This window comes from Stenotrophomonas sp. ZAC14D1_NAIMI4_1 (assembly GCF_003086775.1).
Taxonomy (GTDB): Bacteria; Pseudomonadota; Gammaproteobacteria; order Xanthomonadales; family Xanthomonadaceae; genus Stenotrophomonas.
Genome location: NZ_CP026001.1, coordinates 1,780,295 through 1,803,795, shown reverse-complemented (window position 1 = coordinate 1,803,795; position 23,501 = coordinate 1,780,295). Strand labels below are relative to the sequence as shown.

The window sequence follows — 23,501 nt, the reverse complement described above, 5'->3', positions numbered from 1 at the left end:
CCCGGCGCTACCCTGGATTACAGGTTGTCTGTAGCGCCCGAGCCGATGCTCGGGCGTTTTTGTTTGGTCGCGAAGAGCCGCCGGGCGTGGCCCGGCGCTACCCGTATCTGCCTGCGCTAGCGCGCCGGCAGATACTGCTGCGGGTCGACCGGCTTGCCGTTGTAGCGGATCTCGAAGTGCAGCATGTCGCGATTGGCCCCGGTGCGGCCCATCTCGGCGATCTGTTCACCCGCCTTGACGCTCTGCCCTTCGTTGACCAGGCGCTTGCGGTTGTGGCCATAGGCCGACAGCCACTGGTCACTGTGCTTGATGATGATCAGCTCGCCGTAGCCGACCAGGCCGGCACCGGAATACACCACCACGCCATTGGCGGTGGCGCGCACGGCCGCGCCGCTGGAGCCGGCGATGTCCACGCCCTGCTTGGTCGCATCACCCGCCACGTAACGACCGACGATCGCGCCGTCGGCCGGCCAGCGCCAGTCGATGTTGCTCTTCACCGGCCCGACCGGGGCCGTCGCGACCGGCGTCGGCGTCGTCGTGCCTGCGGTGCCGCGCGGCGGGGTCACCACCGTGGTCGGCGCGCGGCCACCGGTGGCGCCGGCCGGATACAGGCGGATGACCTGCCCCGGGTAGATCTGCGAGGGATTGTCCAGCCGGTTCCAGGCGATCAGGTCGGCCGGCGTGATGTCATGGATGCGGGCCAGCGCGTAGATCGTGTCGCCCTTGCGCACGACCACGGTCTGCCCGGGCTTGGCGACCGAAGTCTTCGGCGTGCTGACAGTGGTGCCACCGCTGCTGCCGCCGGGGCGGACGACGGTGGCGGTGCCACAGGCGGCCAGGGTGGATACCAGCAACGCCAGCGCGCCGATGCGCACTCCCTTGCTCAGACAATCTGCACTCATGCGAACTTCGACCTCCATACAAGCCAGGCAACCAGCCCCACCACCAGCGCGGTGGCGATCCAGCCCAGCGGTTCAATCCAGCGGCGCAGCGCCGCTTCGGCACGCGCACCACCGATGCGGATGACCGCGGCCAGCACGTACACGCGCTTGCCGCGGCCGATCAACATGCTCAGCAGGTACTGTGGCATGGGCACGCCGACGATACCCGAAGCCCATGTGAAGACCTTCATCGGGATGGGCATGAAGCCCCCCAGCACCAGGAAGGTGAACACCGCCCACGGCGACTCGGCCATCTTGGCCTGCACGGTGGCGATGCCCTGCTCGATGGCCGGCAGCATGCCCAGCGCCTCGAACACCGGCTTGATCGCCTCGAAGGCGAAATGCCCCAGTGCATAGCCGACCACCGCGCCGACCATGGAGCCGGCCAGGCTGAGCGTGGCGAACCACCAGCCGCGCTTGGGCTGGGCTACGCACATCGGCGCCAGCATCACTTCCGGCATGACCGGGAAAATGATGGCTTCAAAGAAACTCAACACCGTCAGGTAGGTCGGCGCGCGTTCGTGCGCCGCCCACTTCATCGCCCGCTCGTACAGCGGCCCGAAAATCTTCATGCAACCCTGCTCCGTGGATTCAATCGAGCATGCCAGACAGCAGCGGCACGAACGTGACCGGTGCCAGCACGCGTTGTTCAATGCTGCCGTCTTCCCTGCGGTCCAGCTGCACCAGTGACTGGCCACCCGGGCCACCCACCGGCGCCACCAGGCGCCCACCCACAGCCAGCTGCTCGACCAGGGCATCGACCAGGGCCGGCGCGGCCGCGGTGACCACCACCGCATCGTAGGGGCCGTGCTCGGCCCAGCCGACGCGGCCGTCATCATGCTTGGTACGGATGTTCATGCCCAGTGCGCGGAAACGCTTGCGGGCCTGCCGCAGCAGATCGCCGATGCGCTCGACGGTGTAGACCTCCAGGCCCACGGCGCCGAGCACGGCGGCCTGGTAGCCCGAGCCGGTGCCTACTTCCAGCACCGTCTGCGGCGCGACCTGCAGCACTGCCTCGGTCATGCGGGCCACGACCCACGGCTGCGAGATGGTCTGCCCATGGCCGATCGGCAGCGCGGTGTCTTCGTAGGCACGCGAGGCCAGGGCCTCGTCGATGAACAGATGGCGCGGCACCACCCGGATCGCGTTCAGCGTGGACTCGTCGACGATGCCGGCTTCGCGCAGGCGATCGACCAGGCGGTCGCGCACGCGCTGCGAGGTCATGCCGATGCCAACCGCTTCCGGCTGCAGGCGCAGGCGCGGGCTCATGCCGGCTGGTCCAGCGCGGCGCTGAGGCCGCCGACCCAGCTGGCCACCTTCTCAAGTGCCTGGTAGCGGGTCAGGTCGACCTGGATGGGCGTGATCGAGATGTGGCCGGTGCGCACGGCATTGAAATCGGTGCCGGGGCCGGAATCCTGTTCACGACCGGCCGGGCCGATCCAGTACACGTCGTTGCCGCGCGGGTCCTTCTGCGCGATGCAGCCTTCGGCGCGATGACGGTTGCCCAGCCGGGTCACTTCGAAACCCTTGACCTCGCTCCACGGCAGGTCGGGCACGTTGACGTTGAGGATGGTGTCGGCCGGCAGCGGATCGGCCTTCAGGCGGGCGACGATCTCCACCGCGGCACGCGCGGCGGTCTCGAAGTGCTTCGGGTCGTGGTTGCGGGTGACCAGGGAAACAGCCACCGCCGGCAGGCCGAGGAAGCGACCTTCCATCGCCGCCGAGACGGTGCCCGAATAGATGACGTCGTCGCCGAGGTTGGCGGCGTTGTTGATGCCGGAAACGACAATGTCGGGTTCGAATTCGAGCAGGCCGGTCAGCGCCAGGTGCACGCAGTCGGTCGGGGTCCCTGCCACCGAGACGGTGTAATGGTCGATGCGCTTGAGCCGGATCGGCAGGTCCAGCGTCAGCGAATTGCTGGCACCGGAACGATCACGGTCGGGGGCGACCACCGTCACTTCATGGCCGGCCTCGCGCAGCACGGCGGCAAGCATCCGGATGCCTGCGGCGTCGACGCCATCATCGTTACTGACCAGGATGCGCATCTTCGATTTAACCGCTTGATTTTCCAAGAATTCGATTCCGTCACCTTGTCGCGTGGGCGGGACCGCCCGCGCCCCTGTCGGGGACCGGCGATCGCGCAAGTGCGTCGGGTATTGTGCCGCAAGCGGGCCGCCGGTCCTACCCTGCCGGTGGTGATGCGCGTCATCGAATCGACATAGGCAGACCCGCGCGGGCGGTTTACCCTGTGCGCATGTCGCACCCTGAAGATGAAGATCCGGCCGCCCTGTTCCGTGCGGCCATCGGCGAAGTGAAGCCGCTGCGCAAGGAGGTCGAGCCGGCGCCTGCGGCGCCGCGACCGAAGCCGCGCGCGCGCATGGCCGAACGCGACGAAGCCGAGGCGGCGGGTGAGTTCGCCCGCCTGCTGCGCGACAACAGCCCGCTGGAAGCCGGCGACACCGCCAGCTACCGCCGCGACAACCTGCCGCCGCGGATGTTCCAGCGCCTGAAGCGCGGCCAGTATTCGGTGCAGGACGAACTGGACCTGCACGGCGCGACCGCCGCGCAGGCCGAGATGCTGCTGCGCCAGTTCCTGCTGGAAGCGCACGCGCACGAGTACGGCTGCGTGCGCATCATCCATGGCAAGGGCCTGCAGTCCGATGGTGGCGCCCCGGTGTTGAAGAACCTGGTGGACCGACTGCTGCGGCTGCGCAACGACGTGCTTGCGTTCCACTCGGCGCCGACCGGCCAGGGTGGCACCGGTGCGGTGCTGGTGTTGCTGGCGCGGCGTTGATCCCCGCATCCACGCATGGCGTGGTTCCATGCGATGCCAGTAGATCCACGCCATGCGTGGATATCCCGACCCCGCCCCGCGATCAGCCCTGCGAGGCGTCTTCCACCGGGCCCAGTTCGTGCAGCACCGCGGTGGCATAGCAGCCCGGCGGCAACGCAAACGACAGCTCCAGCACGTCATCGGCCAGCCACTGGTGCTGCAGCAGGGCAGGACGCAGGCGCAGCGCGCGACGCTCCTGCTTCAGGCGGGCGCCTTCCAGGCCGGCACGCAGGGCCTGCGACTCCTCATCGTCCAGCGCGGCCAGTTCCAGCGTGCGGGCAGCCTCGGTGCTGCGCAGCTCACCCTCGCCCCACAGCGGTGCGCTGGGGTGGATGTCGAACCGCGCCAGGCGCTCGGCCAGCACATCGGTGTACGGCTCCGGGCCGAACACGCTGCGGCTGCCATCGAGCATCCACACTTCGCCGTCCAGCGGCTGGTCCCAGCTGCCCTGCTCCACGCGCGCGGCCAGCACGCGGTTGAAGAGGGCCGAGCGGGCCGCCGACAGCAGCAGCGAACGCTGGTCCTGGCGCATGCGCCGGCCACCGAACATCGCCAGCGCGGCCGGAACATTGCCACCGTCGCGACCAAAACGCTGCTCGCCGAACCAGTTCGGCAGGCCACGCGCGGCAATCTGCTGCAGGCGCTCATCGATGGCCGCGGCGTCGCCCTGCACGTCGCGCAGCACCAGCTTGAAGCGGTTGCCGGCCAGCGCCCCGCGCTGCAGCTTGCGGTTGTGCCAGGTGGCCTCGAGCACTTCGATCTCGTCGCTGGCCAGGCTGGCCAGGTCCGGGGCGACGCGCTTGGGCAGGTGCACGCTGAAGCGCTGGGTGGTGACCGCGTTGCGGTCCTTCATGCCCGCATAGCTGACCGCCATCTCCGGCAGGCCCGCCCACTTCGCCAGCACCTTGGCCACGTGCACCGTGTTGGCGCCGCGCTTGCGGATGTGCAGCAGCAGGTGCTCACCTTCGCCGGTGGCCTCGAAGGACGGCAGTTCGTCCACCTGGAAGTCGTCCGGCGTGGTGCGGATGCGCGCGCTCAGCAGCGGCGCACCAAAGGCCAGCGGCAACGGAATCATGCCGCCACCAGCAGGACGACGGCCTGCGCGGCAATGCCTTCGCCACGGCCGGTGAAGCCGAGCTTCTCCGAGGTGGTGGCCTTGACGCTGACCGCGTCCAGCGGCAACTGCAGCAGGCCGCCGATGCGTTCACGCATGGCCAGCGCATGCGGGCCGACCTTGGGCCGCTCGCAGATGACCGTGATGTCGGTATTGCCGACGCGCCAGCCACGCTCGCGCAGCAGACTGTCGCAATGGCGGACGAAATCACTGCTGTCCGCACCCTTCCAGCGGTCGTCGCTGGGCGGGAAATGCTGGCCGATGTCGCCCAGCGCGATCGCACCGAGCATGGCATCGCACAGCGCGTGCAGGATGACGTCGCCATCGCTGTGGGCCAGCACGCCGCAGCTGTGCGCCACGCGGATGCCGCCCAGCATGATGTGGTCGCCTTCACCGAAGGCATGGACGTCGTAGCCCTGGCCGATACGGACGGGCGGGAACGGAGCTGTGCTCATGGATGCAACCCTTGCAGCAGGGCCGCGCGGGCGATCAGCCGGCGCGGCGGGAAAGTACGAATTCGAAACGGTCGAGGTCGGCCGGGGTGGTGACCTTGAAATTGTCCTCGCTGCCTTCCACCAGCAGCGGTCGCTGGCCCTGGCGCTCCATGGCCATGGCTTCGTCGGTGACCTCGACGCCGCTGGCGGCCGCACCGGCCAGCGCGCGGACCAGCTGGTGGCGGCGGAACAGCTGCGGGGTCAACGCACGCCAGAGGCGCTCGCGCGGCTCGGTGCCATCAATGCCACCATCGTCACCGGCCCGCTTGAGGGTGTCGCGCACGGGCGCGGCGAGAATCGCGCCGACCGGGTCGGCACGCCCCACTTCCAGCAGGCGGCCCAGATCGGCCAGCGACAGGTTGGGCCGCGCGGCATCGTGCACCAGCACGAACTCGTCGGCGCGCACACTGTCGGGCAGGGCCTGCAGTCCCGCCAGCACCGAAGCGGCCCGGGTGGCGCCGCCGATGCAGGTCAGCACCGGCTTGCCGGACCACTCGGTCCAGCCCGGCCAATCGGCATCGTCCTGGCCGATCACCACCATCGCCCCGGCCACGGCCGGGTGCGCCAGCAGTGCATCCAGGGTGTGGGCGAGCAGGATCTGCCCGCCCGCCTGCAGGTACTGCTTGGGCAACGGCGCGCCGAAACGGGTACCCCGCCCGGCGGCCGGAACGACCGCCCAGATGGCCGCGCTCACGGCACGTCCGCCGGATGGTCGCCGACCTGCGCCGAGACCGGTGCAGCCTGCGCCGGGCGAACCGGCGCATCCTCCACCACGCGGTAGAACTTCTCGCCGGGCTTGATCATGCCCAGCTCGCTGCGCGCGCGTTCTTCGATGGCGGCCTGGCCTTCCTTGAGGTCCTTCACTTCGGCAGCCAGCGCATCGTTGCGCTGCTGCAGACCTTCATTGTCCCGCTCCTGGTTGGCGACCTGGGCTTCGAGCATCATCACTTCACCCGAATTGCCCGGGCCGAACCAGAAACGGTACTGCAGCCATGCCAGCAGCAGGGCCAGCAGCAACAGCAGCCAGCGCCAGTCGCGCATGGGCTCAGCGCTTCAGCGACACGAACGCGTCACGACCGGCGTAACGCGCGCTGGCGCCGAGGGCTTCCTCGATGCGCAGCAGCTGGTTGTACTTGGCCACGCGATCGCTGCGGCACAGCGAGCCGGTCTTGATCTGGGTGGCGGTGGTGGCCACCGAGATGTCGGCGATGGTGGTGTCTTCGGTTTCGCCCGAGCGGTGCGAGACCACGGCGGCGTAGCCGGCACGGTCGGCCATGGCGATCGCTTCCAGGGTTTCGCTGAGGGTACCGATCTGGTTGACCTTGATCAGGATCGCGTTGGCGGTGCCCGAGTCGATGCCTTCCTGGAAGATCTTCGGGTTGGTGACGAACAGGTCGTCGCCCACCAGCTGCACCTTCTTGCCGATGCGGTCGGTCAGCAGCTTCCAGCCGGCCCAGTCGTTCTCGGCCAGGCCGTCTTCGATCGTGATGATCGGGTACTGCGCGGCCCAGTCGGCCAGGAAGTCGACGAACTGCTCGGAGGTCAGGCGCTTGTTCTCGCCCACCAGGTTGTACTTGCCGTTCTCGAAGAACTCGCTGGAGGCCACGTCCAGGCCCAGCAGCACGTCTTCACCGGCGGTGTAGCCGGCCTTGCCGATGGCTTCCAGGATGGTGTCCAGCGCTTCGACGTTGCTGCGGAAGTCCGGCGCGAAGCCGCCTTCGTCGCCCACGGCGGTGCTCAGGCCGTGGCTCTTCAGCACGGACTTCAGCGAATGGAAGATTTCGGTACCGGCGCGCAGCGCTTCGGAGAACGAGGTGAAGCCCACCGGCAGCACCATGAATTCCTGGAAGTCGACGTTGTTGTCGGCGTGGGCGCCGCCGTTGATGATGTTCATCATCGGCACCGGCAGCGACGGGGTCGCACCGGTCTTGGTGGCCAGGTACTGCCACAGGGCCTGCTTGCTGGACGCAGCGGCGGCATGCGCGGCCGCCATCGACACCGCCAGCAGCGCGTTGGCGCCCAGGCGGCCCTTGTTCTCGGTGCCATCCAGGTCGATCAGGCGACGGTCCAGGCCAGCCTGGTCGACGGCTTCGAAGCCCTTCAGTGCATTGGCGATGGCGCCGTTGACGTTCTCGACGGCCTTGCGCACGCCCTTGCCCAGGTAACGGGACTTGTCGCCGTCACGCAGCTCGACCGCTTCCTTGGTACCGGTCGAGGCGCCGGAGGGAACCGCGGCGCGACCGAACGAACCGTCCTCCAGGATGACTTCGGCTTCCAGCGTGGGGTTGCCACGGCTGTCGAGGATTTCACGGGCGTGGATGCTGCGGATCGTACTCATGAGCGGACCGGTTACCTGTCTGGAGGAGGGAATGCGACAAATGTGAAATGCCGCGTGATTATCCCCGGCTGCCCGTCGCTTGCCAAATGGTGTCGTCGGCCACGACCGGATCCGCGCCCTGCACCAGCAGCGGCACCGCAATCAGCAGGCCCAGCAGCGCCAGCAGCAGTGCCGCCACCGCAGCCGGGCCACGGCCACGCTTCGTGCGCCAGGCCAGCACCGAGGCCACCCCACTGCCGAGCGCGGACAGCGCAAGCACGGCCACCGCCAGCATCAGGATCCACTGCTTGGAGGCCAGCGCATGGCTGCCATCCCCCGGCATGCCGATCGCAGACAGGAACACCACCACCCCGGCGGCGAGGGCGGCCCAGGCAAGCACGGCAAGGCCAAGCGCGCACGCGCCCCAGGGCCACGGTCGGCGCGGCACGCGCGCGGAAGATGTCGGGTTCATCGTATGAATGGGTACTGCATGAAGGGGGCCAATGCCCGCAGGTGAACCATCACAGCTGGGCAAGGATGGCCCAGGCCAGCAGCGCCGACGGCACGGCCAGCAGCAGCGCGGCCAGCCCAGCGGCACCGCGTGCGCGCTGCAGGCGCCAGCCCAGCACCGTGCTTGCAAGGCTCGCCGCATACAGCACGGCGGCCGCGGCAAGGGAAACCTTGAACATCGTGGCCTGCCAGTGCGGGGCCGCACCATCGCCGGGCATGCGGGTACCGGCAGCGCCCAGCAGCACCATGTAACCGAACGCGACCCACGCCAGCACGCACAGCGCCAGCGCCATCCAGCCCCACGGCCAGCTGCGCCAATGCCGCCGGCGACGCTGGGCTTCCAGCGCCGCCCACGGGTCAAGACTCACGCGAAGCGCGAGAAGCCGTGCTTCTTGGTCACCGCGTCGAGCTCCATCAGGGTCTCGAGCAGGGCTTCCATCTGGTCCAGCGGCCACGCATTGGGGCCATCGGACAGGGCCTTGGACGGATCCGGGTGGGTCTCGGCGAACAGGCCGGAGATGCCCACCGCCACCGCGGCACGCGCCAGCACCGGCACGTGTTCGCGCTGGCCGCCGGAACTGGTGCCCTGCCCGCCCGGCAGCTGCACAGAATGGGTGGCGTCGAACACCACCGGGCACCCGGTGTCACGCATCACCGCCAGCGAACGCATGTCGCTGACCAGGTTGTTGTAGCCGAAGCTGGCGCCACGCTCGCAGACCATGATCTGCTCGTTGCCGGTGGACTTGGCCTTCTCGACGACCGGCTTCATGTCCCACGGCGCCAGGAACTGGCCCTTCTTGATGTTGACCGGCTTGCCGGCCGCACACACCTTGCGGATGAAGTCGGTCTGGCGGACCAGGAACGCCGGCGTCTGCAGCACGTCCACCACCGAGGCCACTTCGTCCATCGGGGTGTATTCATGCACGTCGGTCAGCACCGGCACGCCGATCTGCTTCTTCACTTCGGCCAGCACCTTCAGGCCTTCTTCCATGCCCGGGCCGCGGAAAGCGGTGCCCGAGGTACGGTTGGCCTTGTCGAAGCTCGACTTGAAGATGAAGTTGACGCCGAGGCGGTCGGTGATCTCCTTCAGCTTGCCGGCGGTATCGAGCTGCAGCTGCATCGACTCGATCACGCAGGGGCCGGCGATCAGGAACAGGGGCTGGTCCAGCCCGACCTCGAATCCACACAGTTTCATGGCGTTTCCTTGTTGTCCGCTACGCCGGCAGGGCCGGCGCGCTGGGGTTGAAGCATGCAGGATGGGGGCCGAAGCCCCCCTTCACAAGTCAGGCGCGGGCTTCGGCCAGCAGCGCGCCACCGGCCTTGCGCTCGCGCGCGGCACGGATGAAGCCGATGAACAGCGGATGGCCATCGCGCGGGGTGGACAGGAATTCCGGGTGCGCCTGGCAGGCCAGGAACCACGGGTGCGCGTCACGCGGCAGCTCGACCACTTCCACCAGGGTGTCGTCCATCGACTTGCCCGAGATCACCAGGCCGGCATCTTCCAGCTGGGTGCGGTAGCGGTTGTTGAACTCGTAGCGGTGGCGGTGACGCTCGGAGACCACGTCCTTGCCGTACAGCTCGCGGGCCAGCGTGCCCGGCTTCAGGCGCTGTTCCTGCAGGCCCAGGCGCATGGTGCCGCCGAGGTCGCTCTTGTCATCGCGCTTTTCGACATCGCCGGTGGCGGTGCGCCATTCGGTGATCAGGCCGATCACCGGGTCCGGCGACTGGCGGTCGTTCTCGGTGCTGTTGGCGTTTTCCAGGCCCAGCACGTGGCGCGCGTAGTCCACCACCGCCGCCTGCATGCCGTAGCAGATGCCGAAGTACGGCACGCTGTTCTGGCGGGCGAACTGCGAGGTCAGCACCTTGCCCTCGAAACCGCGGTCACCGAAGCCGCCCGGCACCAGGATGCCGTCGACGTCGGCCAGCGCGGCCATGTCGGTACCTTCCAGGTCCTGCGCTTCCAGCCACTTCAGGTTGACCTTGGTGCGCTGGCGCAGGCCGCCGTGCTTGAGGGCTTCGCCGACCGACTTGTACGCGTCCTGATGGTCGACGTACTTGCCGACCACGGCGATGGTCACTTCGTCCAGCGGGTGCAGGGTCGCGTCGACCGCGTCCTCCCACATCGACAGGTCAACCGGCCCGACCTTGTCGGCCAGCTTCAGCTGGTTGACCACGATCTCGTCCAGGCCCTGCGCATGCAGGCCCGACGGGATGCGGTACAGCACGTCCACGTCCGGCACGCTGATGACGGCGCGTTCGGAGACGTTGGTGAACTGGGCGATCTTGCGGCGCTCCGAATCCGGCACAGCCTGCTCGGAACGGCACAGCAGCACGTCCGGCTGGATGCCGATCGAGCGCAGTTCCTTCACCGAGTGCTGGGTCGGCTTGGTCTTCAGCTCACCGGCAGCGCCGATGTACGGCACCAGGGTGAGGTGCATGAACAGCGCCTTCTCCGGGCCGCGCTCGGTGCGCACCTGGCGGATCGCTTCCAGGAACGGCAGCGACTCGATGTCGCCCACGGTGCCGCCGATCTCGACCAGGGCCACGTCGTAGCCTTCGGTGGCTTCGTCGATGCAGCGGCGGATCTCATCGGTGATGTGCGGGATGACCTGCACGGTCGCGCCCAGGTAGTCGCCGCGGCGCTCCTTGCGGATGACGTTCTCGTAGATGCGGCCGGTGGTGACCGAGTTCTTGCGGCTCAGGCGGGTACGCACGAAGCGCTCGTAGTGGCCCAGGTCGAGGTCGGTCTCGGCGCCGTCGTCGGTGACGTAGACCTCACCGTGCTGGAACGGGCTCATGGTGCCCGGGTCGACGTTGATGTACGGGTCGAGCTTCATCATCGTGACCTTCAGGCCACGCGCTTCGAGGATGGCGGCCAGTGACGCAGCGGCAATACCTTTGCCGAGCGAGGACACCACGCCGCCGGTTACGAAAATCAAGGGAGTCATGGCTGCAAGCATCCTGTCTGGAAATGGAAAACGGCAGCGCCACGCCTGCCCGAGGGGCGGGCGTGGAGCAGAAAGGGGGTTTTCCGGTTCGCTGGGGCAGCGAGGGAGGCGCGGGACCGGTCGGCGGCAGGCGCCGGACGGGGACCATCGTGCGAGGTCGGGGCGGCCGTGCCGGTCAATTCGACCGTCACCTGCGACCCGCATTGCTGGAGGCCACGCATGGCCGGTCCAGCCCATTCGCAAATGGTGGACACGCACTACTCCCGGAAAGCCATAGTTTACAGATAGATGGCCGCCAACCCAAGGGGCAGATAGCGTCATCGGCAAAAGAAAACGCCCCGCAGTGCGGGGCGTTCAGGGGCCAGCGCCTTGCGGCAGCGGCCTTGGCGGCGGAAGCCTTACTTCTTCTTCCGCGCCTCTTCCTCTTCTTCCTGCTGCGGGACCGGCTGGCCCTTGGCCTTCATTTCGGCATTGGCCTGGGCGCGGCGCTTGGCCTTGGCATCCGCTTCGGACTGCGCGGCCTTGTCGGCCTGGTCGCCCTGCTGCGGGGCCGTCTGGCCTGCGTTCTGCGCCATCACCAGCGGCACTGCAACGGCGGCAGCGGCCAGGATCGCAATGGTCAGCAACTTCTTCATGGAGTCCTCCTCGCGTATGGCTTGGACATGGGGGCGCCGGCGTTCAGATTCCAGCGGCTGTCATTTTACCCCCTCCCCGGCGCCGAGGCTGAACCGCAGGCGTGCAAATTCCCCGTCCACACCGCACACTTGCGCGTCGCTCCGCGCTTTGAAGATAGATGAACGCACGCTATAACGCCGCCGATATTGAAGTCCTGTCCGGCCTTGACCCGGTCAAGCGCCGTCCTGGCATGTACACCGACACCGCGCGCCCGAACCACCTGGCGCAGGAAGTGATCGACAACTCGGTGGACGAGGCCCTCGCCGGCCACGCCCGCTCGATCGAGATCACCCTGTACAAGGACGGCAGCGTGGAAGTCAGCGATGACGGCCGCGGCATGCCGGTCGACATCCATCCGGAAGAGAAGATTCCGGGCGTCGAGCTGATCCTGACCCGCCTGCACGCGGGCGGCAAGTTCAACAACAACAACTACACCTTCTCCGGCGGCCTGCACGGCGTCGGCGTCAGCGTGGTCAACGCGCTGTCCACCCTGGTCGAGATCCACATCAAGCGCGACGGTGCCGAGCATCGCATCACCTTCCGCGATGGCGACCGCGCCTCGCCGCTGGAAGTGGTCGGCACGGTCGGCAAGAAGAACACCGGTACGCGGCTGCGCTTCTGGCCGGACCCGAAGTACTTCGATACGCCCAAGTTCGCCGTGCGCGCGCTCAAGCACCTGCTGCGCGCCAAGGCCGTGCTGTGCCCGGGCCTGACCGTGAAGCTGACCGACGAAGCCACCGGCGAAGTCGACACCTGGTACTACGAAGACGGCCTGCGCGACTACCTGAAGATGGAGCTGGGCGACCGCGAGTCGCTGCCGGCCGATCTGTTCGTCGGAAACCTGAAGAAGGATACCGAGATCGTTGACTGGGCCGTGGCCTGGCTGCCGGAAGGCGAGCTGGTCCAGGAAAGCTACGTCAACCTGATTCCCACCGCCCAGCACGGCACCCACGCCAACGGCCTGCGTACCGGCCTGACCGAGGCGCTGCGCGAGTTCTGCGACTTCCGCAACCTGCTGCCGCGCGGCGTAAAGCTGGCCCCGGAAGACGTGTGGGACCGCGTGTCGTTCGTGCTGTCGCTGAAGATGACCGACCCGCAGTTCAGCGGCCAGACCAAGGAACGCCTGTCCTCGCGCCAGGCCGCCGGTTTCGTCGAAGGCGCCGCGCACGACGCCTTCAGCCTGCTGCTGAACCAGAACGTGGAGCTGGGCGAGAAGATCGCGCAGATCGCCATCGAACGCGCCAGCGCGCGCCTGAAGACCGAGAAGCTGGTCGTCCGCAAGAAGGTCACCCAGGGCCCGGCCCTGCCCGGCAAGCTGGCCGACTGCATCAGCCAGGACCTGTCGCGCACCGAACTGTTCCTGGTGGAAGGTGACTCGGCAGGCGGCAGCGCCAAGCAGGCGCGCGACAAGGACTTCCAGGCGATCCTGCCGCTGCGCGGCAAGATCCTCAACACCTGGGAAGTGTCGTCCAACAGCGTGCTGGCCTCCGAAGAAGTGCACAACCTCGCCGTGGCCATCGGCTGCGACCCGGGCAAGGAAGACATCGCCGGCCTGCGCTACGGCAAGGTGGTCATCCTCGCCGACGCGGACTCGGACGGCCTGCACATCGCCACCCTGCTGACCGCGCTGTTCCTGAAGCACTTCCCGGCGCTGGTCGATGCCGGCCATGTGTTCGTGGCGATGCCGCCGCTGTTCCGCGTCGACGTGGGCAAGCAGGTGTTCTACGCCCTGGACGAGGAAGAGAAGCGCTCGATCCTGGACAAGATCGAACGCGAGAAGATCAAGGGCGCCGTCAATGTCACCCGCTTCAAGGGCCTGGGCGAGATGAATCCGCCGCAGCTGCGCGAGTCAACCATCCACCCCGATACGCGCCGCCTGGTGCAGCTGACGGTGGATGACGGCGAGCAGACCCGTTCGCTGATGGACATGCTGCTGGCCAAGAAGCGTGCGTCTGACCGCAAGGGCTGGCTGGAGAGCAAGGGCGACCTGGCTTCCCTGGAAGCCTGACGCCATCCTCTGGTAGTGCCGGCCGCTGGCCGGCAGTCGAGGTTGCCGGCCAGCGGCCGGCACTACCGGTTGATGCCCCCCCCCGGACATCACGCCCCCATCGGCAAACCCAGCGGCGCCATAATGCGCATCTCTCTGCGTGGACCCTCGTATTGGCCAGCCATTCGCTGCTGTTCCCGGGACTGCCGTTGCACAGCGCGCGCCTGGTCCTGAGCCCGATCCGCCGTGACGATGCGGCCGCCCTGTTCGCCCTGCAGTCCGACCCGGACGTGATGCGCTTCTGGAATCATCCGGCGTGGACGCGACCGACCGAAGCCCGCGCGCAGATCGACGACGACCTCGCCGCGCACACCACCGGCACCCAGCTCAAGCTGGCCGTGCGCGAATCGCTGGAAGGCCCGTTGCTGGGCATCTGCGTGGTGTTCGCACTGGACCGTGACGCCGCACGCGCCGAGATCGGCTACCTGCTGGCCCCCGGCAAGCAGGGCCAGGGCTACATGCACGAAGCGCTGCAGCACCTGCTTGCCTATCTGTTCGACACGCTGGGCCTGCATCGTGTGGAAGCGGAGATCGACCCGCGCAACCAGCCCTCCGCACACGTGCTTGATCGCCTGGGCTTCCACCTGGAAGGCGTGCTGCGCCAGCGCTGGCGCATCCAGGGCGAGTTGTCCGATTCGGCCGTGTACGGTCTGCTGGCCGACGACAACGCGCGAAACGCCCTGCCCGCTTGACCGAATCTGGCCGCAACGGGCCAGCACCGGCGGCCATGCCTTTGGACACATACGGTGCGCCGGGCGGCGGCCTAGCATCGGGATCCTCTTCCGCTATCGTCCTGGTGCCATGAAGTCCCTGCTGCACATCGCCGCGCTCTGCGCCGGCCTGCTCGTTGCCCCTGCCTGCGCCTTCACCGCATCGGCCGCCGAATCCAAGCCCGACACCAAGGAGGAAAAGACCGAAGCGCCCGCGCTGCCGGCCGATGCCTCCGCCCGCCAGAGCATGCGCCTGGCCGGCCGCACCCTCGACTACACCGCCACCGTCGGCACCCTGCCGGTGCGCGACGAGAAGGGCAAGGTGATCGCCGATGTGGTGTTCACCGCCTACACGATGCCCGGCAAGGACCGCCCGGTGACCTTCGCTCTCAATGGCGGCCCCGGCGCATCGTCGGTCTACCTCAACATGGGCGCGATCGGGCCCAAGGTGGTCACCTTCGGCTCGGAAGGCGACAGTGCCTCGGCACCGGCCACCCTGCACGACAACCCTGGCACCTGGCTGGATTTCACCGACCTGGTGTTCATCGATCCGGTCGGCACGGGTTTCAGCCGCGCGCGCATCAGCGATGATGAAGCGAAGAAGCAGCTGTACAACCCCAGCGCCGACATCGAGTACCTGTCACGTTCGATCTACGACTGGCTGCTGCGCAACCAGCGCATGGGCGCGCGCAAGTACCTGACCGGCGAAAGCTACGGCGGCTACCGTGGCCCGCGCATCACCCATTACCTGCAGACGCGCCTGGGCGTGGCGATGAACGGCCTGGTGCTGGTATCGCCGTACCTGAGCCCGACCCTGGAAGACAACGCCGATGTTTCGCCGATGGCGTGGATGCAGACGTTGCCGTCCATCGCGGCGGCGCACCTGGAGCGCCAGGGCAAGCTGACCGATGCCGCAATGCGCGAGGTGGTGGAATACACGCGCGGTGACTACGCCACCGCGCTGATGAAGGGCCGCAGCGATCCGCAGGCGACCGAGGCGATGCTGCGCCGGGTGACCGAGCTGACCGGGCTGGACCCGCAGTTCGTGCGCCGCGCCGGTGGCCGCCTGGAAACCCAGGCTTACCTGCGCGAGGTGTTCCGCGACAAGGGCACGCTGGGCAGTCGCTACGACTCCAACGTGACCGCGTTCGACCCGTTCCCGAACGATCCGGAACAGCGCGCCAATGATCCCCTGTTGGACAGCATCATCGCGCCGACCACCACGGCGATGGTCGACTTCGTGACGCGCGTGGTCGGCTGGAAGGTCGATGCGCGCTACCAGGCGCTGAACTACGACGTGAACCGGCTGTGGGACCGCGGTGGCGAGCTGCGCCAGGGGGCGGTGACCCAGCTGCGCCAGGCGGTGGCGATCGATCCGCACCTGCAGGTGCTGATCGTGCATGGCTGGAACGACCTGTCGTGTCCGTTCATGGGTTCGATCCTCACGGTGGACCAGATGCCGGCGATGGGCAGCAACCCGGACCGGGTGCAGGTGCGCAGCTATCCGGGCGGGCACATGTTCTACAGCCGCGCGGACAGCCAGGCGGCGTTCCGCAGGGATGTGCAGGCGCTGTTCCAGCGTAACTGAGGGGTGGTGGTGGTGGCCGGGCCTGCGGCCCGGCACTCGCCGTGGATCAACTGCAACTGCAGCGGCAACGGCAACGGCAAGAGCTGGCATTCCGTGGGTTGGCGAGGTGGGGTGGGTATGCAGGACACGCCGTAAACCCATCCATGGGGGCTCGATGGCGCCATCCATGGCGCCAACGGTCCTGCATACCCACCCCACCCCGCCACTGACAGTTTCCGGGCGCTGGCTGGTGGTGGGTGCCGACCGTTGGTCGGCACGGCATTCGTCCCTGGTTCTGCTCTGGTAGGTGTCGACCTTGGTCGACACGATGGGTACGGAAGAATCCCTTGCCCATGAAAAAAGCCCGCCGGAATCCGGCGGGCTTTTTCGTTTATCGGGCCGCTGGCCTCAGGTCCAGCCGAACAGCTCGAACAGCTTCAGGATCAGGTACGCGCAGCCGCCGGCGGCGGGGATCGTGAGGATCCAGGCCCAGACAATGCGCTCGATCACGCCGAACTTCAGCGAACGCGGATTCTTGGCGAAGCCGACGCCCATGATGGCGGTGGAGATGCTGTGGGTGGTCGAGACCGGCATGCCGAAGTGGGCGGCCATGGTCAGGATGGTGGCCGAGCTGGTCTCCGCAGCGAAGCCGTGGATCGGGTGCAGCTTGACCATCTTGTGGCCCAGCGTCTTGATGATCTTCCAGCCGCCCGAGGCGGTACCGGCAGCCATCACCACCGCGCAGGTCAGCACGATCCACATCGCGATGCCGTCACCGGCGTGCGCGTCCGGGTGCATGAAGGCCAGCCACGACGGCAGGTCGTTCAACGCACCGGTGGCTTCGGCACCGATCAGCGTCATGGCAATGATGCCCATGGTCTTCTGCGCATCGTTGTGGCCGTGGGCAAAGCCCATGTAGGCCGCCGAGGCGATCTGGGCCTTGCCGAAGAACGCGTTGACGATGCGCGGGCGGGCCAGGCGGCCGATGGCACCACCGATCTTGGCCAGGCCGGCGATCAGGCCCCACAGCAGCACCATCACCACGATGCCGAGCAGGAAACCGGCGATCGGCGAGGTGATCATCGGCACGAACACCTTCCACAGCAGGCCCTTGTTCTGCGCCCAGCTGCCCAGGCGCTCGGACCAGATCAGCGCATCCCAGTTGTTGTGGGCCGCGGCCAGGCCGGCGCCGCACAGGCCGCCGATCAGGGCGTGCGAGGAGGAGGACGGCAGGCCCTTCCACCACGTGATCAGGTTCCAGATGATGCCGCCCAGCAGCGCGCACAGGATCACCTGCGGGGTGACCTCCACGACGTTGGTGTTGAGCAGGCCGGAGGCGATGGTCAGCGCGACCGCGGTGCCGGTCAGCGCGCCGATCAGGTTCATGACCGCGGCCAGCATCACCGCCCAGCCGGGCGAGAGCACCTTGGTCGCCACCACGGTGGCAATGGAATTGGCGGTGTCGTGGAAGCCGTTGATGAACTCGAAGACGAGCGCGGCCAGGATCACCACCAGGACAAGGGTCAACATGCGGCGGCGTCCGTCAGCTGTTCTTCAACACGATCTGGTACGCCACCACGCCGGCCTCGCGGCAGCGGTCGATGGCCTTTTCCAGGATCTCGAAGAATTCCTTCAGCAGGAACATCTGCAGGTTGTCCAGGCGGCCCGAATAGATGTCGCGGTACAGCTCGAGCATCAGGCGGTCAGCCTCGTTTTCCAGCGAACGCAGCTTCTCGTTGAGCGCGGTCATCCGGTCCAGGTTCATGTGGCGCAGGTCGGCCACCATCTCCACCACCACGCCGGCAGCCTGTTCCAGCATCGCCGCGCGCGGCGCGAAGTCGATGTGCTCCAGGTGGGTCGTGGCCAGCGAATAGCGATCGGCGAACTTCTCGATCTGCTTCGGGATCTTGTACAGCGCCGAACCCAGCGCTTCGATGTCCTCGCGCTCGATCGGGGTCATGAAGCTGTCCACCAGCGCCTGGCTGATCTTGTCAGAGGCGGCGCGCTCGCGCAGGCGGGCGAGCTTGAAGGCGTCCAGCGCGGGCTGGCGGTCGGCCTCGCGCAGCATCGAATGCAGCGCCTTGGCGGCGTCGGAAGCCGCGACGGCAGCCTCATCAAGCAGGGTGTAGAACTGTTTGCCGGAACCGAAAATGGTCTGCAGAGAGAACATTGAGAAACCTGTCAGCCGTCGCGGGAAGGACGGCACCAGGACGAATTATGACGGCTAGATGACCATTCCGGGTATCCCCGCCCCCGACAAGGGGGTGGAAACCCTCAACCTGAACAGGCAGTTGCCACCCAGCCATGGCCGTTTGCTAAGATGCCAGCGCGCCCCCGGGCGCACCTTATGGACGACGACCCTTACCCCCCTGCGCCGCGCCGGACCCTGTTCCTGAGCGCCTGCCGCCACTGCAAGCACCCGCCCTCCCTGCCACCAACCGGGGACGACGCCCGTGTTTGAAATGATCCTGATTGTTTTCGCGCTTGTTCTGCTGAACGGCTTCTTCGCCATGTCTGAGATGTCGGTCATGACCTCGCGCAAGAGCCGCCTGAAGCAGATGGCCGCCACCTCCAAGCGCGCCGCCAAGGCGCTGGAGCTCTCCGAGAAGCCGGAAAGCTTCCTGTCCACCGTGCAGATCGGCATCACCGTCATCGGCGTCCTGACCGGCTATCTGGGCGGTGAAGCGCTGGGCGAAGCCTTCGGCGGATGGATCGAGGGGCTGATGCCCGGCTTCGCCTATGCCGGCAAGATCGGCACCGTGCTGGCCGTCAGCCTGATCACCTTCATCACCCTGATCTTCGGCGAGCTGGTGCCCAAGCGCCTGGCGCTGACCCGGTCGGAAGCCATCGCCGGCCTGGTGGCCATGCCGATGAGCTGGCTGGCCAAGCTGGCCCTGCCCTTCGTCTGGCTGCTGTCCAAGACCACCCAGCTGATGCTGAAGGTGATGGGCCTGGGCCAGGACGAAGCCGCCCAGGTGACCGAAGAAGAGATCCGCATGCTGGTGGCCGAGAGCCACGAGGCCGGCGTGATCGATACCCACGAGCGCGACATGATGAACCGCGTCATGCGCCTGGGCGACCGTACCGCCGACAGCCTGATGACCCCGCGCAACCGGATCGCCTGGCTCGACACCCAGGCCGGCCTGGAGCGCAACCTGGAAATCATGGCCGAGCACGAGTTCTCGCGGTACCCGGTCCTGCGCGACAACGACATGGACGTGGTCGGCATCCTGGAGCTGAAATCACTGGCCACGCGCATGGCGCGCGGTGACAACGCGCTGTTCCAGACCCTGCGCGAGCCGCTGTACGTTTCCGAATCCACCCACGCGATGAAGCTGCTGGAGATCTTCCGCGAGGAACAGCAGTCGATGGCGCTGGTGGTGGACGAGTACGGCGAGATCCAGGGCCTGGTGACCATCAGCGACCTGATGGGGGCAGTGGTCGGCCGCCTGCAGGCGGTGGAAAACGCCGACGAGGACGCCCTGGTGGTGACCCGCGAGGACGGCTCGCTGCTGGTGGACGGCTCGCTGCCGATCGAGGACCTGCGCGAGCTGATCGGCAGCAACGAGCTGCCCGATGCCGAGGACGGCGACTACTACACGCTGGCCGGCATGTGCATCCACTACTTCGGCCGCATCCCGCATGCGGGCGAGTATTTCGACTGGGCCGGCTGGCGCTTCGAGGTGGTCGATCTGGACGGTGCGCGCGTGGACAAGCTGCTGCTGCGCACCCTGTCCGACGAGCAGGCCGATGAGCTCACCGCCTGATCCGAACCACGTGCCGGATGACGGATCGAGCGAGCAGCGCCCGATCTACCGCAACGAGGGCATCCGTACCCTGCTGGCGATGTTCGCTTCCGGTGACCCGGCCGAGCACATGCCCCTCGGGCAGATTCTCAAGGACCTGCAGCAGAGCGCCTTCGGCGTGTTCCTGTTCGTGGCCATCCTGCCCTCCTTCATCCCGATCCCGGGCATGGGCGGCGCGGTCAGCGGGCCGCTGGTGGTTCTGATCGGCCTGCAGATGCTGTTCTGCCGCCGCAAGCCCTGGCTGCCGGGCTTCATCGCCCGGCGTGGGCCGAAGCGCGGGACCATGCACACCTTCCTGGACCGCATCGACCGGCCGCTGCGGCGGCTGGACCGCATGCTCTCGCCGCGCATGCCGCAACTGCTGGTTCCGCTGCCGGCGCATGCATTCACCGGCCTGCTGCTGGTCCTGCTGGGCGTGCTGCTGTCGCTGCCGATCCCGTTCACCAACTTCCTGTTCGGCTTCCAGCTGCTGCTGTTCGCACTGGCGCTGCTGGAACGCGATGGCGCGCTGATGCTGTTCAACTGGATTGCCGGCGTGGTGGCCATCGCCTTCTTCGGCTTCAGTTCGGGGCAGCTGGTGGGCTATACGGTGGAGCTGTTCCAGCGCTGGTTCTGAGTACTGCCATCCACGCATGGCGTGGATCTACTTCATCGCCCCGGTAGAGCCGGCCGCTGGCCGGCTGCCAGGAATGCCGCAATGCCCGGCCAGCGGCCGGCACTACAGTCCACGCACGGCGTGGATGAGACCCTCACCGCAGGTCGATGAACCCGTTGTCGCCCAGCTGCGCCGGTTCGTCCTGCACCGCCGACAGCACGAAGCTCAGCGCCTTGCCCAGCAGCGTGCCGGGGCCATCCCAGTATTCGGCCGAATCGGCGCGCACGTGGATCAGCCGCAGGTTCGGGTCATCCTTGCCGCCCGGGAAGAACAACTTCATCGGCGGCGACCACAGCTCCTCGATCTTCGCCCGGTCATCGACGATGCGCGCGCGCCCGGCCACCGACACGTAGGTGTTCTTCGACGCCGAGGCATAGGCCACGTTGACCCGGGGATTGAGCGCGATCTCGGCCACCTTCGGGCTGTCGGCGGCGGTGGCGAACCAGAGGTCGCCATCGAAGGCGACCTGCTGGGTGCCCAGCGGGCGGCTGTACAGGCGGCCATCGACGCCGACGGTGGTGAACATCGCCACCTCCACGTCCTTGATCAGTTCGGCCAGCTGGGCAATGTGTTCGGCGCGGGTATCGGCCATGGTGGGGGCTCCGGAATGAGGAGCCTCCATCAGACCCGGCGCGGGTGCAATGCGCCGTGATGCAGATGTTCAGCCTGCGTGGCGGGCATGCCAGGCCTGCATGGCCAGCTCGAACGAGCGCAGGCGCGCGCGGTGGTCGTACAGGTTGGCGGTCAGCATCAGTTCGTCGGGCGTGTGGCGATCAACGAACGCGGCGATGCCCTCGGCCACCTGCTGCGGATCGCCCAGCACGGTGCAGGCCAACGCGCGTTCCACGCCCAGCTTCTCGTGCGGTTCCCAGAAGGTTTCGATATCGTCGATCGGCGCCGGGATCCTGCCCGGGCGGCCGCGGCGCAGGTTGACGAAGCTCTGCTGCTGGCTGGTGAACAAGCGGCGCGATTCGGCCTCACTGTCACTGGCCACGACATTCAACGCCAGCATCGCGTGCGGCTGCTTGAGCGTGGCCGAGGGGCGGAATTCGCGGCGATAGACCGCCAGCGCTTCGTCCATCGAGTCGGGCGCGAAATGCGAGGCAAAGGCATACGGCAGGCCCATCGAGGCGGCCATGCGCGCACCGAACAGACTGGAACCGAGGATCCAGGTCGGCACCCGCAGGCCACCACCGGGCACGGCCTGCACGGCCTGGCCGGGCTGCACCGGTTCAAAGTAATGCAGCAGCTCGCGCACGTCCTGCGGGAACTGGTCGGCGCTGTCGAAGTAGCGGCGCAGGGCGCGCGCAGTGGGCTGGTCGGTGCCGGGTGCACGGCCCAGGCCCAGGTCGATGCGGTCGGGGTACAGCGAGGCCAGCGTGCCGAACTGCTCGGCCACCTGCAGCGGCGCGTGGTTGGGCAGCATGATGCCGCCGGAGCCGACGCGGATGCGCTTCGTGCCGCCGGCCACGTGGCCGATCAGCACGGCGGTGGCCGCGCTGGCGATGCCGGGCATGTTGTGGTGTTCGGCCAGCCAGTAGCGGCGGTAGCCCAGCGCATCGGCGTGCTGGGCCAGTTCCAGCATGTTGGCGAAGGCGGCGGTGGTATCGCTGCCCTCGCAGACCGGGGCCAGGTCGAGGATCGACAACGGGATCATCAGGCGTATTTCCGTCACAGGATGTCCCCATGCATGGGGTCGGGACGGGGCCACGGCCAGTGACGGTGGCAGGATGCTGATTCCTGCGGGATGGGTCCAGGGCCCGCCGGGCCGCGCCAAGCAGGGCTGGTAGTGCCGGCCGCTGGCCGGCAGCCAGAGAGCCTCCGCAGCCGGCCAGCGGCCGGCTCTACCGAAGCGCGGTCAGCCGAAGCGCGATCAGAACGCGCTCGGGCGCGGCTCGGCCAGCGGCTCGTCCACCATCGGCTGCAGCGCGGCATCCAGCGCCACGCGCTCATCGAACACGAAACAGCGGCCCTCGTAGCCCTCGCCGCCGACCTCCTCGAAGTAACCAAGGATGCCGCCGTCAAGCTGCAGCACGTTGTCCATGCCGTCGTTGAGCATCCACAGGGCGGCCTTCTCGCAGCGGATGCCACCGGTGCAGAAGCTGACCACGGTGCTGTCCTTCAGCGCCTCGCGGTGTGGCGCCAGGGCCTCCGGCAGATCGGTGAATTTGTGGATGGGCAGCACCAGCGCGTCCTTGAACGTGCCGTACTCCACTTCCTGCAGGTTGCGGGTGTCGAGCATCACCACCGGCTTGCCTGCATCATCGTGGCCCTGGCGCAGCCAGCGCTGCACGGTGGCCGGGTCCACGGCCGGCGCCCGCGGGTACTCCAGCGGCTGGCCGTCATCGCGGCGGAAGCTGATGATCTCGTCCTTCACCTTCGCCTTCAGGCGCGCGAACGGCTGGTGCTCGCTGATGCTGGTCTTGACCCGCATGCCGGCAAAACGCGCATCGGCATGCAGGGCGGCGTAGAAACCCTCGATCGCCTCCGGCGCCCCGGCCAGGAACAGGTTCAGGCCCTCGCCCGCCACCAGGATGGTTCCGCGCAGCTCCGCCGCCTCGGCGCGCGCCAGCAGCTGGTCGCACAGGGCCTGGGGGGCGTCGATGACGGCGAAGTGGTAGGCAGCGGTATTGGCGATCATCCCGCCATTTTAGCGCCTGTCGGCCGCATGGACAGATTCAGGGGTCAGAGCGCTCCGCACGGCGGAGGGATCCGACCCCGGCAGATACCCAGAACCTGTCAGGGGCGGGGCGGTGTGGGCTGGCGGGGGCGCAGAGCGCCATGGATGGCGCTCTACGAGGCACGCAGGAGCAGCTTTTGCCGTCCCCCGCCTGCCCACACCGCCCCGCCCTCCCACTGGAGCTGGGCTTTTGACGTTGCCGTT

At 67.6% G+C, this 23,501-nt stretch carries 25 protein-coding genes; 6 read left to right on the top strand and 19 right to left on the bottom strand.

Translation table 11 applies throughout. From position 1 onward, the window contains the following. Window positions 1-116: 116 nt before the first annotated feature. Genes C1927_RS08465 through surE form a run of 4 tightly spaced genes read right to left on the bottom strand, consistent with a single transcriptional unit; the run spans window position 117 to window position 2,986 of the window. Window positions 117-902: a peptidoglycan DD-metalloendopeptidase family protein gene (locus C1927_RS08465; protein WP_079221442.1), complete on the bottom strand. Its 786-nt coding sequence runs from the start codon at window positions 900-902 to the stop codon at window positions 117-119. Then, window positions 899-1,513, bottom strand: coding sequence for a YqaA family protein (locus tag C1927_RS08460; RefSeq protein ID WP_079221441.1), 615 nt, complete (start codon window positions 1,511-1,513; stop codon window positions 899-901). Before C1927_RS08460 ends, C1927_RS08465 begins: the two co-directional genes overlap by 4 nt. 19 nt (window positions 1,514-1,532) lie before the next feature. Beyond that, a complete protein-coding gene (locus C1927_RS08455; protein WP_108746435.1) occupies window positions 1,533-2,210 on the bottom strand; it encodes a protein-L-isoaspartate(D-aspartate) O-methyltransferase in 678 nt (225 codons plus the stop codon). Beyond that, the gene (surE, locus tag C1927_RS08450) at window positions 2,207-2,986 is read right to left on the bottom strand and encodes a 5'/3'-nucleotidase SurE (RefSeq protein WP_079221439.1); all 780 of its coding nucleotides are present in this window, start codon (window positions 2,984-2,986) and stop codon (window positions 2,207-2,209) included. The genes C1927_RS08455 and surE overlap by 4 nt, the downstream gene beginning before the upstream one ends. A 209-nt stretch (window positions 2,987-3,195) precedes the next feature. On the opposite strand from surE, the gene C1927_RS08445 reads away from it, so the two are divergent. Continuing rightward, on the top strand, window positions 3,196-3,735 hold the full coding sequence (locus tag C1927_RS08445) for a Smr/MutS family protein (RefSeq protein WP_108746434.1): 540 nt from the start codon (window positions 3,196-3,198) through the stop codon (window positions 3,733-3,735). Between the two features lie 82 nt (window positions 3,736-3,817). On the opposite strand, the gene truD is transcribed toward C1927_RS08445, so the two are convergent. The 10 genes from truD to C1927_RS08395 form a co-directional block, all read right to left on the bottom strand. Beyond that, window positions 3,818-4,849: a tRNA pseudouridine(13) synthase TruD gene (truD, locus tag C1927_RS08440; RefSeq protein WP_108746433.1), complete on the bottom strand. Its 1,032-nt coding sequence runs from the start codon at window positions 4,847-4,849 to the stop codon at window positions 3,818-3,820. Then, the gene (ispF, locus tag C1927_RS08435) at window positions 4,846-5,343 is read right to left on the bottom strand and encodes a 2-C-methyl-D-erythritol 2,4-cyclodiphosphate synthase (protein ID WP_079221436.1); all 498 of its coding nucleotides are present in this window, start codon (window positions 5,341-5,343) and stop codon (window positions 4,846-4,848) included. Before ispF ends, truD begins: the two co-directional genes overlap by 4 nt. Before the next feature lie 34 nt (window positions 5,344-5,377). Further along, window positions 5,378-6,076, bottom strand: a complete 699-nt coding sequence (gene ispD, locus C1927_RS08430) for a 2-C-methyl-D-erythritol 4-phosphate cytidylyltransferase (RefSeq protein WP_079221435.1) — start codon at window positions 6,074-6,076, stop codon at window positions 5,378-5,380. Beyond that, a complete protein-coding gene (ftsB, locus tag C1927_RS08425) occupies window positions 6,073-6,423 on the bottom strand; it encodes a cell division protein FtsB (RefSeq protein WP_108746432.1) in 351 nt (116 codons plus the stop codon). Before ftsB ends, ispD begins: the two co-directional genes overlap by 4 nt. A 4-nt stretch (window positions 6,424-6,427) precedes the next feature. Further along, window positions 6,428-7,720, bottom strand: a complete 1,293-nt coding sequence (gene eno, locus C1927_RS08420; RefSeq protein ID WP_108746431.1) for a phosphopyruvate hydratase — start codon at window positions 7,718-7,720, stop codon at window positions 6,428-6,430. A 58-nt stretch (window positions 7,721-7,778) separates the two neighbouring features. Further along, complete coding sequence (locus C1927_RS08415) at window positions 7,779-8,099, bottom strand: hypothetical protein (protein ID WP_254051560.1); 321 nt, start codon at window positions 8,097-8,099, stop codon at window positions 7,779-7,781. Between the two features lie 121 nt (window positions 8,100-8,220). Continuing rightward, on the bottom strand, window positions 8,221-8,577 hold the full coding sequence (locus C1927_RS08410; protein ID WP_152027065.1) for a hypothetical protein: 357 nt from the start codon (window positions 8,575-8,577) through the stop codon (window positions 8,221-8,223). Further along, window positions 8,574-9,404, bottom strand: a complete 831-nt coding sequence (gene kdsA, locus C1927_RS08405; protein ID WP_079221430.1) for a 3-deoxy-8-phosphooctulonate synthase — start codon at window positions 9,402-9,404, stop codon at window positions 8,574-8,576. Before kdsA ends, C1927_RS08410 begins: the two co-directional genes overlap by 4 nt. Window positions 9,405-9,492: 88 nt before the next feature. Continuing rightward, window positions 9,493-11,157, bottom strand: a complete 1,665-nt coding sequence (locus C1927_RS08400) for a CTP synthase (protein WP_079221429.1) — start codon at window positions 11,155-11,157, stop codon at window positions 9,493-9,495. A gap of 398 nt (window positions 11,158-11,555) precedes the next feature. After that, a complete protein-coding gene (locus C1927_RS08395) occupies window positions 11,556-11,792 on the bottom strand; it encodes a hypothetical protein (protein ID WP_079221428.1) in 237 nt (78 codons plus the stop codon). A 158-nt stretch (window positions 11,793-11,950) separates the two neighbouring features. Here C1927_RS08395 and parE point away from each other — a divergent pair, with 158 nt between their 5' ends. From parE to C1927_RS08380, 3 genes are all read left to right on the top strand, one after another. Beyond that, on the top strand, window positions 11,951-13,840 hold the full coding sequence (gene parE / locus C1927_RS08390) for a DNA topoisomerase IV subunit B (protein WP_079221427.1): 1,890 nt from the start codon (window positions 11,951-11,953) through the stop codon (window positions 13,838-13,840). A 152-nt stretch (window positions 13,841-13,992) separates the two neighbouring features. Continuing rightward, window positions 13,993-14,571 (top strand): GNAT family protein, encoded by a 579-nt coding sequence (locus C1927_RS08385; protein ID WP_079221426.1) that lies wholly within the window; start codon window positions 13,993-13,995, stop codon window positions 14,569-14,571. 109 nt (window positions 14,572-14,680) lie between these two features. Continuing rightward, the gene (locus tag C1927_RS08380; RefSeq protein WP_079221425.1) at window positions 14,681-16,177 is read left to right on the top strand and encodes a S10 family peptidase; all 1,497 of its coding nucleotides are present in this window, start codon (window positions 14,681-14,683) and stop codon (window positions 16,175-16,177) included. Between the two features lie 387 nt (window positions 16,178-16,564). On the opposite strand, the gene C1927_RS08375 is transcribed toward C1927_RS08380, so the two are convergent. Both C1927_RS08375 and C1927_RS08370 read right to left on the bottom strand, forming a co-directional pair. After that, complete coding sequence (locus tag C1927_RS08375) at window positions 16,565-17,686, bottom strand: inorganic phosphate transporter (protein ID WP_079221424.1); 1,122 nt, start codon at window positions 17,684-17,686, stop codon at window positions 16,565-16,567. A 13-nt stretch (window positions 17,687-17,699) separates the two neighbouring features. Continuing rightward, window positions 17,700-18,326 carry a DUF47 family protein gene (locus C1927_RS08370; protein ID WP_004152833.1) on the bottom strand — a complete coding sequence of 209 codons (627 nt, stop codon included), beginning with the start codon at window positions 18,324-18,326 and terminating at the stop codon, window positions 17,700-17,702. Window positions 18,327-18,618: 292 nt separating this feature from the next. Between C1927_RS08370 and C1927_RS08365 the strand changes: the two genes are divergently transcribed. Further along, a complete protein-coding gene (locus tag C1927_RS08365; protein WP_079221422.1) occupies window positions 18,619-19,923 on the top strand; it encodes a hemolysin family protein in 1,305 nt (434 codons plus the stop codon). Next, a complete protein-coding gene (locus C1927_RS08360) occupies window positions 19,907-20,578 on the top strand; it encodes an exopolysaccharide biosynthesis protein (RefSeq protein WP_108746430.1) in 672 nt (223 codons plus the stop codon). The genes C1927_RS08365 and C1927_RS08360 overlap by 17 nt, the downstream gene beginning before the upstream one ends. Before the next feature lie 133 nt (window positions 20,579-20,711). Here C1927_RS08360 and C1927_RS08355 read toward each other — a convergent pair whose 3' ends face one another. From C1927_RS08355 to C1927_RS08345, 3 genes are all read right to left on the bottom strand, one after another. After that, window positions 20,712-21,209 carry a pyridoxamine 5'-phosphate oxidase family protein gene (locus tag C1927_RS08355; RefSeq protein WP_079221420.1) on the bottom strand — a complete coding sequence of 166 codons (498 nt, stop codon included), beginning with the start codon at window positions 21,207-21,209 and terminating at the stop codon, window positions 20,712-20,714. A gap of 69 nt (window positions 21,210-21,278) precedes the next feature. Beyond that, window positions 21,279-22,274 carry an LLM class flavin-dependent oxidoreductase gene (locus C1927_RS08350; RefSeq protein ID WP_108746429.1) on the bottom strand — a complete coding sequence of 332 codons (996 nt, stop codon included), beginning with the start codon at window positions 22,272-22,274 and terminating at the stop codon, window positions 21,279-21,281. A gap of 216 nt (window positions 22,275-22,490) precedes the next feature. Next, window positions 22,491-23,258 (bottom strand): sulfurtransferase, encoded by a 768-nt coding sequence (locus C1927_RS08345; protein ID WP_079221418.1) that lies wholly within the window; start codon window positions 23,256-23,258, stop codon window positions 22,491-22,493. Between the last annotated feature and the right edge of the window lie 243 nt (window positions 23,259-23,501).